Source organism: Streptomyces vastus (genome assembly GCF_039532825.1).
Taxonomy (GTDB): Bacteria; Actinomycetota; Actinomycetes; order Streptomycetales; family Streptomycetaceae; genus Streptomyces; species Streptomyces vastus.
Window position 1 is genome coordinate 32,696 of sequence record NZ_BAAASJ010000113.1, and the last position, 16,111, is coordinate 48,806.

A 16,111-nucleotide genomic window follows, 5' to 3' on the forward strand; every position below is an offset into this window, starting at 1 on the left:
GCCAAGCCGCCTGGGTGTGTTCCGCCCTGCGGTCGCTGGAGCTTCACCGCCGCCTTCCCTGGCCGTCTGCTCCAAGGCCGTACGCGGGCCCGGCCGTTCTTCACCACGGAGGTGGTGTCGAGACGGTCGAGGTTGACAGTAACCGTGCCCGTGTTGCCATTGCGCCCGAGCAGCAGCTTCGCCTGGAAGTCGCGCAGGTTGGCGCGCAGACCATCGGCTCCGGCGTGCGAACCACCTACGCCGGTTCGGTGAACTGGTCGAACACCATCACGGCGGCGCGGGTGGCGAGGGACCAGCGGTCCTCTCCTTCCGGGTCCTCCAGGTTGAGGTGTCCGGCGATCCAGCGCATGTGGAAGCCGTCGAGCAGGGCGGCAATGGTGGTGGCGAGGTGTTCGACCTTGTAGGGCGCGCGCATGCGTAGCCCGTAGGCGTCGAGCAACGCCTGGTACGCCTCGCAGGCGACCTCGGTGAACGACTCGCCGTAGTGCCCCAGGGCGTCGCGGACGCGTGGGTTGGCGGCGCTGGCGTAGAAGCCGAGCAGCACGCGGTAGATCGGGTCCACGCGGTGGTTCTCGTGGTTGTCCGTCAGGACGTCGTTGAGAGCCTCCTGCCAGGTCGTGCCGCTGTCGACCGCCTCCTTGAAACGGCGGATGCTCTCCGGCAGCCCCGGGACGAGTTCGGCCTGTCGGCTGGTGAGGTGGAAGAGGAGATCTGCCTGGAAGTCGGCCTGCGCGGGCCAGATCTGGTAGATGGATCCGGTCGTGATCGCCGGTGCCGTGTCGTCGCCCAGTCTCTCCCGCATGATGCGGGTGGCTTCCTCGGTGACCCGCTTGACGCGGATATGCGCAAGGGCTGCGGAGACGGCCGCCTCGCTCGTGTCGGAGGCGCCGGCGCAGACGAGTTTGGTGGCCGCTTCCAGCATGAGGGCCCGGGTCTCTTCGGGTGAGCGCCGAGGGAGCCTGCGTCTCACGGCGTCCGCCGTCATGTCCTTCCCCTCCCATTGCATGATCGTTAATTCGGTGTGAACCGGGGCGTTGACAGAGCGCAATCGTACACCTAGATTCCCGATCCGTAAGAAAGTTACGAAACGCGAAAGCGCCGATCACCTGGCCTTTCGAAGTTCCTCGGGCTGGTCCGAGGCACCGGTCACCCCGGTGCGCCCTCCTGCCTTCCTTCTACCTTCCGTGCTCTCCCCGCATGCCGTGCCGGGCATCGCCCTGCCGTTTTCCGATCCTGGAGGATCCCGCATGCCCGCAACCTCACGCCCCCTAAGACTCGGCCTCGTCTCCGCCGCCATGGCGCCCCTGCTGGGCGTCGCCGCATGCAGCGGATCGGGCACCAACGCACCCTCATCGACCGGCGCCTCCGGGGGTGCCTCCTCCGCGAGTGCCGACTCCCGCCCGGTGAGTGACGTCGTGACCGACTACCTCAGCTACGTCGGCGGAAAGGCGGGCAAGGCCGACGCCGGCCTCGAACCTGTCACCCTGGGTTGGGTGAACGTCGAGGGCGGCCCCGGCGGCAGCCCCGAAGCCACCCTGGGTGCCCGTGCCGCCGTGAGGTACGTCAACGACAGCTTGGGCGGTATCGGCGGGCACCCGCTGAAACTGAACGTCTGCACGGTGGTGTCCGCCGAGGAGGAGGGACAAAAATGCGGCCAGCAACTGCTCGGCGACAAGACGGTCTCCGCCATCGGTGTCGGCAACCTCTACCTCGGCGACGCCTCCTTCAACTCCGTGATCGCGGGGAAGAAGCCCGTGCTGGTCGGAGTGGCGACGGGCCCGACCATGCCCACCGCGAAGAACACCTTCAGCACCTTCGGCGACCTGCCGCACATCTTCGGTACCTGGGGCACGTACGCCCGTGACGTGCTGAAGGCGAAGACCGCGGCGGTGATCCACACGAGCACGCCCGGCGACAAAATCGCCTCCGGGGCAGCGGTGAAGGGCCTCAAAGCCGCCGGCCTGAAGGTGAAGTCCGTCGGATTCGACGCGCAGTCCACCGATCTGATCGGCCCGGTCACCGCCGCAGGGGCGAACACCGCCGATGTCGTGGTGCCCATCTCCCTCGGTGGCGGATGCGTCGGGATTGCCAAGGCACTGAAGCAGCTCAATGTCACCAAACCCGTGGTCTCCACGCCGCTGTGCATGTCCCCCGATGTCGCCCAGGGGCTCGGAGGGGACCTGCCCACCTGGACGTACGGCGTCGCCCAGACGCTGCCGATCGACTCCTCGGCCGCCGACTCCAAGGCGTTCCTGAAGGCCTCGGCGCAGGCGCGGCTGGACGAGGACGACCAGTCCAAGGTCTTCGCGCCGCTGGGCTGGAGCACAGTCCTGACGTACGCGAAGGTGCTCAACACCGTCGGCCCGGACAAGATCACCCCCGCGTCGGTGAGTCAGCAACTCAAGAAGTTCACCGGGCCGGTCGTCATGGGCGCCGCCGAGGTCAAGTGCCGCAAGTACCCGGACGCCCCCGCCGTCTGCAACGACCAGGCGAGGTTCTACCAGTACGAAGGCAAGGGCCAGTTCAAGCCCCTGACCGACTGGATCCGCCCGCCCCAGTGAGCCCCGCCCGCCCCCGCCGCCGCTGAGGCTGCACGCCCTCGCGGGCCGCAGCCTCAGCGATGCGGACTCGCGTACTCGCGGACTCGCGGACTCGCGGACTCATGACAGGAGTCATGAATTGGAACAGATCCTGCTCTTCGCCGTGCTCGGCCTCGGCCAGGGGGCACTGATCGCCGGCATCGCGCTCGGCGTCGTGGTCACCTACCGGGGCTCGGGCATCATCAACCTGTCCACCGGCGCCGTCGCCATGGCCTCGGCCTATGCCTTCTGGGCCCTGACCACCGGTTTCTTCGGGTTCACGCTGCCCGTCGGGCCCGCTCTCGCCGGGGCCCTCGCGGTCGCGCTCGCCGTCGGAGTGCTCACGGAGGTGGCGGTCTTCAAGCCGCTGCGCACCGTCTCGCCCCTGGCCAAACTCGCGGCCTCCCTCGGCATCCTGCTCACCCTGCAGGCCACCGTGCTCCTGGTCTTCGGGGTTCAGCCGCAGCAGGCACCGAGCATCCTCCCGGCCGACACCGTCACCATGCTGGGCGTCACCACACCCTCCGACCGCTTCGTCCTGGCCGGACTGGTCGTCGTGATCGCCCTGGCCCTCGGGGCCCTGTACCGGTGGAGCCGCTTCGGCCTGGCCACCCGCGCGGCCTCGGAGAACGAACAGGCCGCTCTTCTGGCAGGCCTGTCACCCAACAGCGTCTCGATGGCCAACACACTCCTGGCCGCCCTGGTCGCCGGGCTGCTCGGTGTCCTGGCCGCGCCCATCGTCCAGGTCGACTCCATGACGCTCCCCCTGCAGGTGGTCCCGGCCCTGGCCGCCGCCCTCTTCGCCGGGTTCACCTCGCTGTGGATCGCCTGCACCACGGGCATCCTCATCGGAGTGCTCCAGTCGATCGTGTACTACCTGTCCACGCAGAGCTGGTTCCCGACCGACAACGGCAACGCCATGCCCGGCCTCCAGCAGCTCCTCGTCTTCGCCCTGATGGTCGTCGCCCTGTACGTGCGCGGCGCCGGTCTGCCGCGCCGCGGTGAACTCGTCGAACAGCGGCTGCCCGCGGTGCCCCTGCCCGAGCGGCTGCTGCGTCCCGCCCTGATGGCCACCGCGGTCGCCGCCGCCGCACTGATAGTGCTCCCGTTCGACTTCCGCCAGGCACTCACGAACTCGTTGATCGGCATGGTCATCGTCCTGTCCTACGTCGTCATCACCGGCTACGTGGGACAGATCTCCGTGATGCAGCTCGCGCTCTCCGGAACCGCGGGCTTCGTCCTCTCCCACCTCTCGGTCCGGTTGGGGATCCCGTTCCCGTTCTCCGCCCTCGGCTCGATGGTGCTGGCCACACTGCTCGGAGTGGCCGCGGGCGTCTCCGCCCTGCGGGTGCGGGGCGTGAGCCTGGCCGTCGTCACCCTGGCCGCGGCCCTGGCCATGGAACAGGCACTGTTCAACAACACCTCGTTCGGCGGAACGGCCGGAGTGTCCGTACCCCCGCCGCGCCTGTTCGGGATCGACCTCGGACCGAAAGCGGACTTCCGCGGCCTGGACGGCAACGAACCCAGCCCCATGTTCGGCTTCCTCGTCCTGGCCGTCACCGTCGCCCTCGGACTGTACGTCGCCCATCTCAGGCGCACCGGACTCGGCCGGCGGATGCTCGCCGTCCGCTCCAACGAGCGCGCCGCCGCAGCAGCCGGTGTCGACGTGCGGGCCGTGAAGATCGCCGCGTTCGCGATCAGTTCCTTCATCGCCAGCGCCGCCGGCACCCTCTACGGCTACAACTTCGGCTCGGTCAGCGCCGCCCGGTTCACCGCGCTGGCCGCCCTCGGCCTGATCGGTTTCGCCTACATCGGCGGCATCACCATGGTGTCCGGAGCCGTGATCGCGGGACTGATGTCCACCGAGGCGCTGCTGCCCCACGCGCTGGACAAGTGGTTCGGGATCAAGGGGACCTGGGCCCTGCTCTTCGGCGGCGTCTCCCTGATCGTGACGCTGATCGCCAACCCCGACGGCATCGCGGGCGCCGCCCACCGCCGGAGGACGGCGAAGAGGGCGAAGAGGGCGGAACGCGCTGCGGCCGCGACGGGACCACCGACCGACAGCGCATCCGCCGTCGGCTCCCCAGAGATCCGTCTCGGCCGTACCGCTGCCGACACCAAGGAGGTCGCACCTTGAACCCTCCCCAAGCTAAAGCAGGGGGATTCCTGGCTCAGGAAGCCCCACAGACCAACGGCCTGAAAGGTCTTACTCCCTCAACACCAGCCGGGACGGAACCTGCCCGGTTTGTTGAGCAAAGCTCGGCAGTGCCGTATTGGTTCCCGATCGGCACGGTATGCGCGCTTGGTTCTCGCAACGCACGACAGGCACCCTACCCGATCGCGTGGCGGCCTTTCGCCCTGGAGGCGAAATCCCCTTCCCTGCCCTGCTCCGCAGGAGTTCGATTCCTCCCCCGCCTGAAGGCGGGGGCATCCTCGAAGGAGACCAGGTGAACGTGCTCTCTGTCCAGCAGTTGGGCGTCAGCTACGGCGGCGTCCACGCACTCAGCGATGTCTCCCTGGAGGTCGGCGAGGGCCAACTCGTGGGGCTCATCGGCCCCAACGGGGCCGGCAAGACCACCTTCGTGGACGCGGTCACCGGCCTCGTCGCCGCCCGGGGAAGGGTGGAACTGGATGGCAAGGACCTGACCGGACGGCCGCCCCATGCACGAGCCCGCCGAGGACTCGCCCGCACCTTCCAGAGCAGCGAACTCTTCGAAGACCTCACGGTCGCGGAGAACCTCCAGGTCACGGCGGACCCTTCCACGTGGTGGACCGCGCTCGGCGAGACCTTCGGCCGCCGCCCGTCCCCGAACCCCGCTGTCCCTCAGGCCCTTACGGCCCTGGGACTCGATGACCTGGCCGACGCCTCGGCACACGAACTGTCCCAGGGCAGACGCAAACTCGTCGGTGTGGCACGGGCCTTGGCCGCCCGGCCCCGCATCATCTGTCTCGACGAACCCGCGGCCGGCCTGGACACAACGGAGAGCGCCGAACTCGGACGCAGACTGCGCACGGTCGCTGACGCCGGCACCGCGCTACTCCTCATCGACCACGACATGAGCCTCGTGATGGGCATCTGCGACCACGTCGTCGTCCTGGAGTTCGGCAAGGTGATCGCCTCCGGGACACCGGCACAGGTCCGAACCGACCCCGCCGTCATCGCCGCCTACCTCGGGGCATCCACCGCCCAGCCCGCCACCACGTCCGACACTTCGACCGGTGGCTCCGCCAAGACCCTCACCAGCACACCGGAGACACCATGAGCACCCCAGTCCTGGAGGTGGCCGGCCTCACTGCCGGATACGACGGAGCCCCTGTCATCCGCGGGATCGATCTCGAAGTGGGCGCGGGAGAGGTCGTCGCCCTCCTCGGGGCCAACGGAGCGGGAAAGACCACCACGCTCAAGGCCGTCTCCGCGCTGCTGCGCCCCCTTGCCGGCACGATCACCTTCAACGGAACGGACCTCGGCAGGATCCCGGCAGCGAGCCGCGCCCGCCTCGGCATCGCCCACGTCCCGGAAGGACGAGGCATCTTCTCCGGCCTCACGGTGGCGGAACACCTGCGCCTCGGTCACCGGGGCGAGCGCCTCGACCAGGCGGCCGCCCAACGTTACTTCCCCGCCCTGTCCCGCCTCCAGGACCGCAAGGCGGGACTGCTCTCCGGCGGCGAGCAGCAGATGCTCGCCATGGGACGAGCCCTGGCCCGCGGCCCCAAGCTGCTCCTGCTCGACGAGCTCAGCCTCGGCCTGGCACCCATCATCGTCGAGGAGCTGCTGCCCATAGTCAGGCGCTATGCCGACGACACCGGCTGCGGGGTGCTGCTCGTCGAACAGCACGTCGGCCTCGCCCTCGACATGGCCGACCGCGGCTACGTCCTCTCCCACGGCGAGATCACCGCGCACGCCACGGCCCAGGAACTGAGGGCCGACCAGTCCCGGATCATCGCCGGCTACCTCGGAGAGCAGCACGCCTGACCCGGCCGGGCGACCACAACCGCCGTACACCACAACCATCGTGAGCCTGAACCGCTCGGGCCGGCCCACCCCCTACAACTCGGCCGGACGCTCAGGGCTGCCCGCGTACCAGGACAAGGAGTCCGATGTTCACCTTCGACAGCAAAGACGGCGTCCAGATCCACGTGCACGAATGGAAGCCGGACACCCCACCGCGAGCCGTCGTCCAGATCGCCCACGGCATGGGAGAGCACGCCGGCCGTTACGCCCCACTCGCGGCAGCACTGACCACTCAGGGCTACGCCGTCTATGCCAACGATCACCGCGGACACGGACTGAGCAGGCACGCCGAGCCCGGTCATCTCGGGGACGACGGCTGGAACCGACTCGTCAGTGACATGGTCACCCTCTCCGAGACCGTCCGCGAGCAGCACCCCGGCCTGCCCCTGGCGCTGCTCGGACACAGCCTCGGTTCCTTCGCCTCGCAGCAGTACGTCCTGGACCACGCCCACCTGATCGACGCACTCGCCCTCGCCGGTACTACTGCGGTCGACGTCATGCTCGCGGCACAGGCCCAGGAGGCCGCGGAAGGAGGAGACCCGTTGCTCGCGCTCAACCAGGCGTTCCAGCCCATCCGCACGCCGTTCGACTGGCTCAGCCGGGACGAACTGGCCGTCGACGCCTACCTCGCCGACCCCATGTGCGGCTTCAGCCTCGACGCCCAGGGCATGGCCGACATCACCATCGCCTCGGCGTCACTTGCCCAGCCCAGGGGCATCCCGGCGGATCTACCCATCTGCATCCTCGTTGGGGATCACGACCCGCTGAACGCCGAGCTCTCACTCAGCAACCTGCTGGTCGAACGCTACGGCGAGGCCGGCCTCATCGACGTCACCTATCTCAGTTATCCCGAAGCCCGCCACGAACTGTTCCACGAGACCAACAAACAGGAGATCGTCGGCGACCTGCTTGCCTGGCTGAACCGCGTCCTCGCCCGCTGACTCCGGCGCTGGGGACGGCGTCCCCAAAACTGCGAAAGATTCTCAGCAGGCCGAGTGACCTGTGACGTTAAACGCCAAGCCAAGGTCAAAAGCGTTGGCGTAAGGGGGTTTGCGCCGGGGAGTTGTCGCTCACGCCTGTATGCGATTCCGATCATCGGCGGGCCGGGGCCTGGGCGTCCAGCGGCTCGGGTGGATGCCGTACACGCCGCCGGGCCCCGGGCCTTCCGGATGTGCGGCGTCAGCGGGAGTGGCCTAGTTGGGTGAGGGCCAGGTCTAGCATGTCGGCGAAGAAGTCGGCTGCGGTGGTGTCGATGCACAGCGGTGGCTTGATCTTGAGGATGTTGAGGTGGTCCCCGGTGGGCTGGACGATCACGCCGATGCCGAGCATGCGGTCGCAGAGTTCGGCGGTCTCTTCTGTGGCGGGTTCCAGGCCGGCGCGGTCCCGGACGAGTTCGAGGCCGAGGTAGAGGCCCGAGCCGTGGACGGCGCCGATGATGCCGTAGCGGTCGGCCAGTGCCTCGAGCCGGCTTTTCAGATGGCCGCCGACGCGCGCCGCGTTGCCCTGGAGGTCTTCGTCGCGCAGGGTGTCCAGGACGGTGAGGCCCACGATGCTGGAGACGGGGCTGCCGCCGGTGGAGGAGAAGAAGTAGCCCTGGTCGCGGTACCGGTCCGCGACCGCCTTCGACGTGATGACGGCACCGAGGGGGTGTCCGTTGCCCATGGCCTTGGCGACACAGACGATGTCGGGGACGACCTGCTGCTGCTCGAAGCCCCAGAACCAGTGTCCCAGGCGGCCGTATCCGACCTGGACCTCGTCGGCGACGGCCAGGCCGCCGTGACGCCGTACCGCCGCGTACACCTGGGCGAGATAGCCGTCGGGAAGGGCGACTCCTCCGGCGTTGCCGTAGTAGGTCTCGCCGATGAATGCTCCCGCCGGGCGGCCGGCAGCGGCCAGTTCGTCGATCACCGCGACGGCCTCGGGTGCGTAGCGCACGGCATCCGACCCGCGGTGGCGGCCGCGGTAGGAGTTGGGCGAGTCCACGGTGTGCACCCAGCTCGGGCGGTTGGCCAGGGCGTTCGGGTTGTCCTGGAGCGAGGTGGAGACCGCGTCGGAGGCGTACGTCCAGCCGTGGTACGCCTCGCGCAGCGCGACGACGTCGTGCCGGCCGGAGGCTCCGATGGCCAGGCGAAGGCCCAGATCCACCGCTTCTGAACCGGAGTTGACGAGGAACACCGTGTCCAGAGGGTCGGGAAGGAGGTTGGCGAGGCGCTCGGTGAACTCCACCACGGAGGCGTAGTGGAAGCGCGAGTTGGTGTTGAGCCGCCGCAACTGCCGGAAGACCGCCTGCTCGACGCGGGGGTGGGCGTGGCCCAATGGGGTGACGTTGTTGACGATGTCGAGGTACGACCGACCGTCGGTGGACAGCAGATGGTGGCGCCAACCACGTTCGATACGCGGAGGATTGGCGTAGTAGTGCTCCTGCACGGTGGCGAACGCGGCGTCACGCCGGTCGAGCAGGTCCCTCTCGCGCGTACGGTCGGAGTGGGCCGGGAGGCCGAGGAGCGGGGCGGGGTCGGCGGTGAGCGCGAGCCAGCCGGCGGCGTACTCGGGACGGACCAGGCGCGGGACAGCGGGGCCGTCGGCGTCGCGCAGTGCGACGTGGACCGAGGCACCGGAGCTGAGGTGGGTGATGTCCTCGCCCGCCCGCACCGTCGCACCGGTGGTGACCACGGGCTGGACCGCGCGGGGGAAGGACAGCGACAGCGCCTGCGCGCCGTAGGTGAGTTCCACGTGGCCCGGCGCCGCGGCGAGGATCTTCCCCGCGGCGGGCGCCTGCACCGCGGCATCCCGGCCGAGCCAGAGGTCGATTCCGGTGGGCACCGTGGCGGTGGACACCGCCGACAGCGCGGGTGTCCGGGTGAGTCGCGGCTGGGCGTACCGGGTGGCGACGGCGGCCGCTCCGTCCGCGAGCGCGGAGGTCACCAGCCGGGCCTCGGTGCCGGCGTCCATCCAGGCTCCGTGGTCCATGGAATCGGCTTCGGTGGACAGGTCGAGGAGGGTGATGTCGTCGGCGACGAGGTCCCGCAGGAGAGGGCGCACCGGCGCATCGGCCCGCGTGGTCCGGGCAGGCACGTCGGCCATGCCGGTCGCGTCCCTGATGAGGCGGATCATCACCGGCAGGGGCAGCCGGGTGGCCTGTTCGAATATGCGCCATTCGCGGTCGAGCGCGGCCTTGGCGTAGACGTTGTCCTCGTCGACGGCGGCCTGGTGCCGCCCACTGGCCACCAGGACGGCGGCGCGCAGGACCACGATCGGCCACACCGCATCGGCTTCCTCGGGGGAGAGCGGCCGAACGGCGTGGAAGGCGCGGACGGCCGGCAGCACGTGGTGAGGCTCGATACCGTCGTGGTGGAGCATCGAGGACAGTGACACGGCGAGTTCGCCGACCGCCCAGCTTGTGGTCACGTCACCGAAGTCGATGACCCCGTCCGGCATGGGCGGGCGGCTGTCGGGACAGCGGATCAGATTGTCGTCGGTGAGGTCCAGGTGCACGGCCTGCGACGGCAGCGTGGCGGCGAGCTTCCGGACATGTGCCCAGGCCTCGGCGGTCGCGGTCTGGACGGCGGTGCGCCGGTCGGGTTCGTCGATGTGCCCGGCGAGCTTGGCGACGACGCGATCGGCGTGCTGCGGGTCCCACTGGAGCACGCGGTCGAGGCCCGGGTGCCGGAAGTCGCGCAGGGCGGTACTGACCTTTGCGACGATCGTGCCCATGCCCGCCACGGTGCCGGGGGACAGGTGCCGTGGTCCCGAGAGCGTGCCGCCGGGCAGGTGGTGCAACAGGCGCGTGACGGCCGGACCGTTCTCGGTGTCCACCGTCGTGCGCCGCGGGGAGCCGTCAGGGCGGCGCAGGACCGTGGCGATGCGCAGTTCCGGGCGGGCCGAGGCGATCAGGTCGGCTGCCGCGTCCTGGGCTTCGATCTCCACCGTGCCGAAGGCGGGGTTGGCGATCTTCAGAATCGCCGCGGGTGTCCCGTCGTCGGCGTGCAGCAGGAAGTTGGCGTCCTGCTGGCTGCCCAGCGCCTGCGCGCGAGCAGTGATGCCGAGGTATTCGGCAGCGATGAGCTCAGCCTCGGCCGGCGCCGTGCGGGGTGCGGGAAGGGCGTCCTTGGTGAAGAAGTCGATCGTGCGGTACTCGTCGGGCAGCATGCGGGTTCCTCCGCTGGTGCGGGCAAACAGGGCTCGGACGCTCGGATCCCTCAGTCGACGTGCCACAAGAAGCGGTGCGTGTGAATCGCGAAGTAGGGGAAGTTCTCCACGGATGCGACACCCTCGACGGGCCGCACGACGTCGTTGATGAAGTCCAGAAGATCCCGGGGCTGAGGGCACACCACCTCCGCGAACAGGTCGAAGCCGCCGGCCGTCAGGACCGTGTACACGACTTCGTCGTGCCGGGACAGTTCATCGGCGACCGCCCGGGGATCGCCGTCGATGCGCAAGCCCAGGAGTGCCATCGTCTGTCGGCCCATCGTCATCGGGTCGGTCACTCCGACGACCTGGACCGCCTTGGTGTCGATCAGCCGCTGCAGCCGGAGCCTCGCGGCCGAGGGTGACAACCCCACCTTCGGACCCAGATCGGCGTAAGGAATCCGGCCGTCGACCTGCAGCTCCCGCAGGATGGCCCGGTCGATGTCGTCCATGCAGCACCTCTCTCTCCTGCGTGAACGGCAGACATTGCGCTCGTTTCAAGCACAATGCCGGATCCTCGTGCTCGATTCAAGTGTGAAGACGATGGAATCGAGCGAATCGTGTGGGCAGGTTCACGTGCGCGCTCAAGAGTCCTGACGTGGTGTGAGGACCCGGCGACCGAAGGTCTCCGAGTCTGTTCCGGACGGCTGTGGGGGTCAGGGCTTCCTCCGGTCGTGCAGGAACACTCGTGGCTGCCGGAGCCGTTCGTGCCTGTTGTTCGCCGGGCCGGTGCCCCCGTGGACGCTCCTCCCCCGGCTCCACCGGCTCCCCCGATCAGGAGTCCGCGAGGAGGCTGTCGTCCAGGAACTCCCGTACGTGGCGCAGGACTTGCGCCCGGTCCGTGCCCCGCAGCCCGATCGCCACATGGATGGAGAACCCGTCGAGCAGCGCCCGCAGCCGGGCGGCGAAACGGTCCGGGTCGACCTGCCGGAACTCGCCCCTCGACACCCCCTCCGCCAGCAGTGCCACCAGGTCGCGGTGCCAGGCGCCCTCGATCGCGGCCTGGCGGTCGCGGGCCGCGTCGTCGGCGTTCTGCGAGCGGTTCCAGACCTCCAGCCACAGCGTCCAGTGCGGGTCCCGGTGGCCGTCGGGCACGTACAGGTCGACGTACGCGTCAAGCCGCTCACGGGCGGACGTGGTGCGGGTCAGCAGCCGGCCGCGCTCGGCGCCGAGCCGGCCCTCGCTCCACTCCAGGGCCTGGAGCAGCAGTTCGTCCTTGGAGTGGAAGTAGTAGAGGAGATGGCCGCTGCTCATCCCGACCTCACGGCCGAGCGCCGCCATGGTGAGCTTCTCCAGACCGCGCTCGGCGATCATGTCCATGGCGGCGGCGAGCACGTCCTCGCGGGGCGGAGCGGGGGTGCGGCGGCGGGCTCCCGGGGCGGTCATGCCGCACGCCCCGGCGCACCGCAGCAGCCGATGTCCTGCGAGGCGGGGTCGGCGCGGAGACGGCCGCGGGTGTCCTCGGGGTGGACCACCAAGGTGTCGCGCGGCCCGGCGGTCGTCATGAACCCCTGCCCGTCGGGGTCCCCCATGGCGCCCTCGGGGTTCTTGCGGCCGTCGTGCTCCGGGCGGGTCGGCACCTCGGGCAGGAGCCGCAGCCGCAGCGGCCGGGTCAGCCGTGTTCCGCGGGTGACGCAGGTCAGCACATTCACCCGTAAGTTCTACCTGACCACGGCTCTGGGCTGCTGCTGCGTGACGCAGTGGATGCCGCCGCCGCCCGCGAAGATCGTCCGCGCGTCCACCAGTGTCACCGTCCGCTGCGGGAACAGCCGGCGGAAGACGCCGGCCGCGATCTCGTCCCGGGGGTCGTCGAAGCCGCACAGGACGACGCCGCCGTTGCAGAGATAGTGGTTGATGTAGGAGTAGTCGGCCCAGCGGCCGTCGGCCTCCAGGACGGTCGGGGCGGGCACCTCGACGACCTCCAGGCGGCGGCCGCGCGCGTCGGTCTGCGCCTTCAGCAGGCCGACGACCTCCTGCGTCACCTCGTGGTCGGGGTGGGCCGGGTCCGGCTGCGCATGGGCCACGACCACACCGGGACGGGCGAACGCGGCGACGATGTCCACATGGCCGAGGGTTCCGAAACCGCCGGGCGGATAGTCGCCGGTGAGGCCGCGCGGCAACCAGATCGCCTTGCGGGTGCCGAGGTGGGCGTGGATCTCGGCCTCCACCTGCTCGCGGGTCCAGTGCGGGTTGCGTTCCGGCCCGAGCTGGACCGTCTCCGTCAGCAGGACCGTGCCCTCGCCGTCGACGTGGATGGCACCGCCTTCGTTGACGAGTTCCGAGGTGTACGTCTTCGCCGAGCCCGCAAGGTCGGAGACGTACACGGCGATCTTCGCGTCGTGCTCCCAGCGCGCCCAGTCCTGGGCACCCCAGCCGTTGAACGTCCAGTCCACGGCGGCGAGTTCACCGGCGCCGTCGGTGAGGAACGTGGGCCCGATGTCGCGCATCCAGGCGTCGTCGAGGTCCCGCTCGACCGTGTCGATGCCGTGCCCGAGCAGAGCGCGCGCCTCGGCCGACTGTCCGGGGCCGCACACCACCGTCACCGGCTCGAAGCGGCGCACCGCGCGGGCGACCGAGGCCCAGGCGATGCGCGCGGCGGCGAGGTCCTCGGGGTCGTCGAAGGTCGGGTTCGGGCCCGGCCACGCCATCCAGGTGCGCTCGTGCGGGGTCCACTCGGCGGGCATGCGGAAGCCGTCGGCGGCAGCAGACATGAGTGATCCTTACAGGCTGTGACATTCAAAGGAAGTACAGGCGGTTGAGGGAGACGGACTCGGCCGGTTCGGAGCGCAGCGGCTCTCCGTCGAGCGTGACCAGCCCCGTGCGCTGGTCCACATCGACCGCTCCGGTACGGGAGTTGAGGCGCAGGTCGGCCGGCCCGATGCCGCGCGTGCCCCGTACGGCGACCCTGCGGCGCCGGGTCGGCATCGAGTCGTTGCCCTGGTCGACGGCCGCCTGGGCGACGAAGGCGACCGAGATGTCGGCGGGCGTGGCGCCGTGGGCCCCGAACTGCGGGCCGAGGACGAGGGGTTCGCAGGTGTCGGTGGCGGCGCCCGGGTCACCGACCACGCCGTACGCCGGGAAGCCGGCCTTGAGCACCAGCTGCGGCTTGGCGCCGAAGTACTCCGGCCGCCACAGCACGATGTCGGCGAGCTTGCCGACCTCGATCGACCCCACCTCGTGGGCGAGGCCGTGCGCGATGGCCGGGTTGATCGTCAGCTTGGCCATGTAGCGCAGGACGCGCTCGTTGTCGTGGTCGGCGGGTGCGCCGAACTCGGCCTTCATCTTCCCGGCCATCGCGAACGTACGGCGGACGGTCTCGCCGGCCCGCCCCATCCCCTGCGCGTCCGACGACGTGATGCCGATCGCGCCCAGGTCGTGCAGCACGTCCTCGGCGCCCATGGTCCCGGCGCGGATGCGGTCGCGGGCCAGGGCGGCGTCGCCGGGCAGGTCTGGCTTGAGGTCGTGGACGGAGACGATCATGTCGTAGTGCTCGGCGACGGCGTCCCGGCCGAAAGGGAGGGTGGGGTTGGTGGAGGAGCCGATGACGTACGGGACGCCGGCCATCTTCAGCACGTTCGGGACGTGACCGCCGCCGCAGCCCTCGATGTGGAAGGCGTGGATGGTCCGACCCTCCAGCACGCGCAGGGTGTCCTCGACCGACAGGCATTCGTTCAACCCGTCGCTGTGCAGGGCAACTTGGACGTCGTGTTCCTCGGCGACACGCAAGGCGGTGTCCAGGGCGCGCGTGTGGGCGCCCATGTCCTCGTGCACCTTGAAGCCACTGGCCCCGCCCTCGGCCAGCGCCTCGATCAGGGGCGCCTCGTGCGAGGACGAACCGCGCCCGAGGAAGCCGATGTTGACCGGCCAGGCGTCGAAGGCGTTGAACGCGTGCCGCAGCGCCCACGGCGAGTTGACCCCGACGCCCCACACGGGCCCGAACTCCTGCCCGATGATCGTGGTGACGCCGGAGGCGAGCGAGGCTTCCATGATCCGCGGCGACAGCAGGTGGACGTGGGTGTCGACGGCTCCGGCGGTCGCGATGAGCCCCTCGCCGGACACGATCGAGGTCCCGGTGCCCACGACGACGTCGACCCCGTCGAGGGTGTCGGGGTTCCCGGCCCGCCCGACCGAGCAGATCCGGCCTTCCCTGATGCCGATGGAGACCTTGTGGATCCCCAGCGCCGCGTCGATCACGACGACGTTGCTGATGACCACGTCACAGGTCTCCCGGACGGCGGCCGCCTTGAGGTGCAGTCCGTCCCGGGCGGTCTTGCCGAACCCGGCGAGGAACTCGTCGCCGTAGCGCTGGGAGTCGGACTCGACGCGGATCGTCAGGCCGGAGTCGCCCAGCCGGATCCGGTCGCCCGCGCGCGGGCCGTGGGTGGCGGCGTACTCGTACGGGCTGAGGCGGCGGGCCTCGGCGGGGTGGCCTCCTGGGCGGCTCATCGCTCGACCTCCGTATCAGGTGTTTCCGGTACGCCGAGATAGCCGCAGGCGGCGGCGCGGCGCAGTGCCTCCTCGCGAGCGCCGGGCGCGTCCAGTGCCCCGTCGACCAGACCGGCGAACCCGATGGCGATCCGGTCGCCCCCGATGGGCACCAGCCCGACCTCGAGGCTCTCCCCCGGCCCGAACCGCACGGAGGACCCGGCGGGTACGGCGAGCCGCATCCCGTAGGCCCTCTCCCGTGCGAAGTCGAGCCGCGGGTTGGCCTCGAAGAAGTGGAAGTGGGAGGTGACGGAGACCGGCACGGTGGCGGTGTTGCTGACCGTCAGCCGGACGACCGCCTCGGGTTCGGCATGCTCGGGACCCGGCAGCAGCGCGCCCGGAGCCCGCTCACCGAGACTCCCGCCGATCGGGTCGCTCACGACCGCGAGCCGCGAACCGTCGTCGAAGACCGCCTCGACGTGCACCTCGGTGACGACGTCCGCGACACCCGGCAGCACGTCGTCCGGGCCGAGCACGGATCCGGCGCGCTCGACGGCCTCCGCGAGCCGGGCACCGTCGCGGGCGGCCTCGCAGACGGTGTCCGCGATCAGCGCGGTCGCCTCCGGCACGTTGAGCCGCAGGCCGCGGGCGCGGCGGGCGCGGGCCAGCTCGGCGGCTCCGAAGAGCAGCAGCCGGTCACGCTCCGTGGGAGTCAGTCTCATGCCGCGGGCACCTCCTCGCTTCACTCAAGTTAGAGCAACACTCTAAGCATGGAATGCCCGGAGACGAAGCTTTGACTCAGCCAAACCGATCCCCACATTGCACGTCGCTCTAATCCTCGAGACACCTCAGGCGGCCGATCAAGGGAGACCTGCATACCCATGGAACAGCGCGGAGCCGACACCAT

Annotated in this window: 13 protein-coding genes; 5 read left to right on the forward strand and 8 right to left on the reverse strand. The window is 69.9% G+C overall.

Annotated features, from left to right (window positions below; translation table 11 throughout):
- Positions 1-235: 235 nt before the first annotated feature.
- Positions 236-985 (reverse strand): hypothetical protein, encoded by a 750-nt coding sequence (locus ABD357_RS34925; protein ID WP_344395253.1) that lies wholly within the window; start codon positions 983-985, stop codon positions 236-238.
- Between the two features lie 262 nt (positions 986-1,247).
- Here ABD357_RS34925 and ABD357_RS34930 point away from each other — a divergent pair, with 262 nt between their 5' ends.
- The 5 genes from ABD357_RS34930 to ABD357_RS34950 all read left to right on the forward strand — a co-directional run bounded on the left by ABD357_RS34930 (position 1,248) and on the right by ABD357_RS34950 (position 7,532).
- Positions 1,248-2,561 (forward strand): ABC transporter substrate-binding protein, encoded by a 1,314-nt coding sequence (locus ABD357_RS34930; protein WP_344395254.1) that lies wholly within the window; start codon positions 1,248-1,250, stop codon positions 2,559-2,561.
- A gap of 118 nt (positions 2,562-2,679) precedes the next feature.
- Positions 2,680-4,716 (forward strand): branched-chain amino acid ABC transporter permease, encoded by a 2,037-nt coding sequence (locus ABD357_RS34935; protein WP_344395255.1) that lies wholly within the window; start codon positions 2,680-2,682, stop codon positions 4,714-4,716.
- Positions 4,717-5,026: 310 nt separating this feature from the next.
- Complete coding sequence (locus ABD357_RS34940; protein ID WP_344395256.1) at positions 5,027-5,842, forward strand: ABC transporter ATP-binding protein; 816 nt, start codon at positions 5,027-5,029, stop codon at positions 5,840-5,842.
- Positions 5,839-6,552: an ABC transporter ATP-binding protein gene (locus ABD357_RS34945; RefSeq protein WP_344395257.1), complete on the forward strand. Its 714-nt coding sequence runs from the start codon at positions 5,839-5,841 to the stop codon at positions 6,550-6,552. The genes ABD357_RS34940 and ABD357_RS34945 overlap by 4 nt, the downstream gene beginning before the upstream one ends.
- Positions 6,553-6,677: 125 nt before the next feature.
- Entirely contained in the window at positions 6,678-7,532 is an 855-nt protein-coding gene (locus tag ABD357_RS34950) for an alpha/beta fold hydrolase (RefSeq protein WP_344395258.1), read from the forward strand.
- Between the two features lie 238 nt (positions 7,533-7,770).
- Here ABD357_RS34950 and ABD357_RS34955 read toward each other — a convergent pair whose 3' ends face one another.
- The 7 genes from ABD357_RS34955 to ureA all read right to left on the reverse strand — a co-directional run bounded on the left by ABD357_RS34955 (position 7,771) and on the right by ureA (position 15,926).
- Positions 7,771-10,740, reverse strand: coding sequence for an aminotransferase (locus ABD357_RS34955; RefSeq protein WP_344395259.1), 2,970 nt, complete (start codon positions 10,738-10,740; stop codon positions 7,771-7,773).
- A gap of 50 nt (positions 10,741-10,790) precedes the next feature.
- Positions 10,791-11,231, reverse strand: coding sequence for an Lrp/AsnC family transcriptional regulator (locus ABD357_RS34960; protein ID WP_119106775.1), 441 nt, complete (start codon positions 11,229-11,231; stop codon positions 10,791-10,793).
- A gap of 322 nt (positions 11,232-11,553) precedes the next feature.
- Complete coding sequence (locus tag ABD357_RS34965; RefSeq protein WP_344395260.1) at positions 11,554-12,165, reverse strand: TetR/AcrR family transcriptional regulator; 612 nt, start codon at positions 12,163-12,165, stop codon at positions 11,554-11,556.
- Positions 12,162-12,431 carry a hypothetical protein gene (locus tag ABD357_RS34970; protein WP_344395261.1) on the reverse strand — a complete coding sequence of 90 codons (270 nt, stop codon included), beginning with the start codon at positions 12,429-12,431 and terminating at the stop codon, positions 12,162-12,164. The genes ABD357_RS34965 and ABD357_RS34970 overlap by 4 nt, the downstream gene beginning before the upstream one ends.
- A gap of 9 nt (positions 12,432-12,440) precedes the next feature.
- The gene (locus ABD357_RS34975; RefSeq protein ID WP_344395262.1) at positions 12,441-13,490 is read right to left on the reverse strand and encodes an agmatine deiminase family protein; all 1,050 of its coding nucleotides are present in this window, start codon (positions 13,488-13,490) and stop codon (positions 12,441-12,443) included.
- Between the two features lie 25 nt (positions 13,491-13,515).
- Positions 13,516-15,225 carry an urease subunit alpha gene (locus tag ABD357_RS34980; protein WP_344395263.1) on the reverse strand — a complete coding sequence of 570 codons (1,710 nt, stop codon included), beginning with the start codon at positions 15,223-15,225 and terminating at the stop codon, positions 13,516-13,518.
- Positions 15,222-15,926, reverse strand: a complete 705-nt coding sequence (ureA, locus tag ABD357_RS34985; RefSeq protein ID WP_344395264.1) for an urease subunit gamma — start codon at positions 15,924-15,926, stop codon at positions 15,222-15,224. Before ureA ends, ABD357_RS34980 begins: the two co-directional genes overlap by 4 nt.
- Positions 15,927-16,111 lie beyond the last annotated feature (185 nt).

What these genes read in the sequence shown, in the direction of transcription:
- ABD357_RS34925 (WP_344395253.1), bottom strand. Translation starts at nt 985, where the DNA reads ATGACGGCGGACGCCGTGAGACGCAGGCTCCCTCGGCGCTCACCCGAA.
- ABD357_RS34930 (WP_344395254.1), top strand. Translation starts at nt 1,248, where the DNA reads ATGCCCGCAACCTCACGCCCCCTAAGACTCGGCCTCGTCTCCGCCGCC.
- ABD357_RS34945 (WP_344395257.1), top strand. Translation starts at nt 5,839, where the DNA reads ATGAGCACCCCAGTCCTGGAGGTGGCCGGCCTCACTGCCGGATACGAC.
- ABD357_RS34950 (WP_344395258.1), top strand. Translation starts at nt 6,678, where the DNA reads ATGTTCACCTTCGACAGCAAAGACGGCGTCCAGATCCACGTGCACGAA.
- ABD357_RS34955 (WP_344395259.1), bottom strand. Translation starts at nt 10,740, where the DNA reads ATGCTGCCCGACGAGTACCGCACGATCGACTTCTTCACCAAGGACGCC.
- ABD357_RS34960 (WP_119106775.1), bottom strand. Translation starts at nt 11,231, where the DNA reads ATGGACGACATCGACCGGGCCATCCTGCGGGAGCTGCAGGTCGACGGC.
- ABD357_RS34965 (WP_344395260.1), bottom strand. Translation starts at nt 12,165, where the DNA reads ATGACCGCCCCGGGAGCCCGCCGCCGCACCCCCGCTCCGCCCCGCGAG.
- ABD357_RS34975 (WP_344395262.1), bottom strand. Translation starts at nt 13,490, where the DNA reads ATGTCTGCTGCCGCCGACGGCTTCCGCATGCCCGCCGAGTGGACCCCG.
- ABD357_RS34980 (WP_344395263.1), bottom strand. Translation starts at nt 15,225, where the DNA reads ATGAGCCGCCCAGGAGGCCACCCCGCCGAGGCCCGCCGCCTCAGCCCG.
- ureA (WP_344395264.1), bottom strand. Translation starts at nt 15,926, where the DNA reads ATGAGACTGACTCCCACGGAGCGTGACCGGCTGCTGCTCTTCGGAGCC.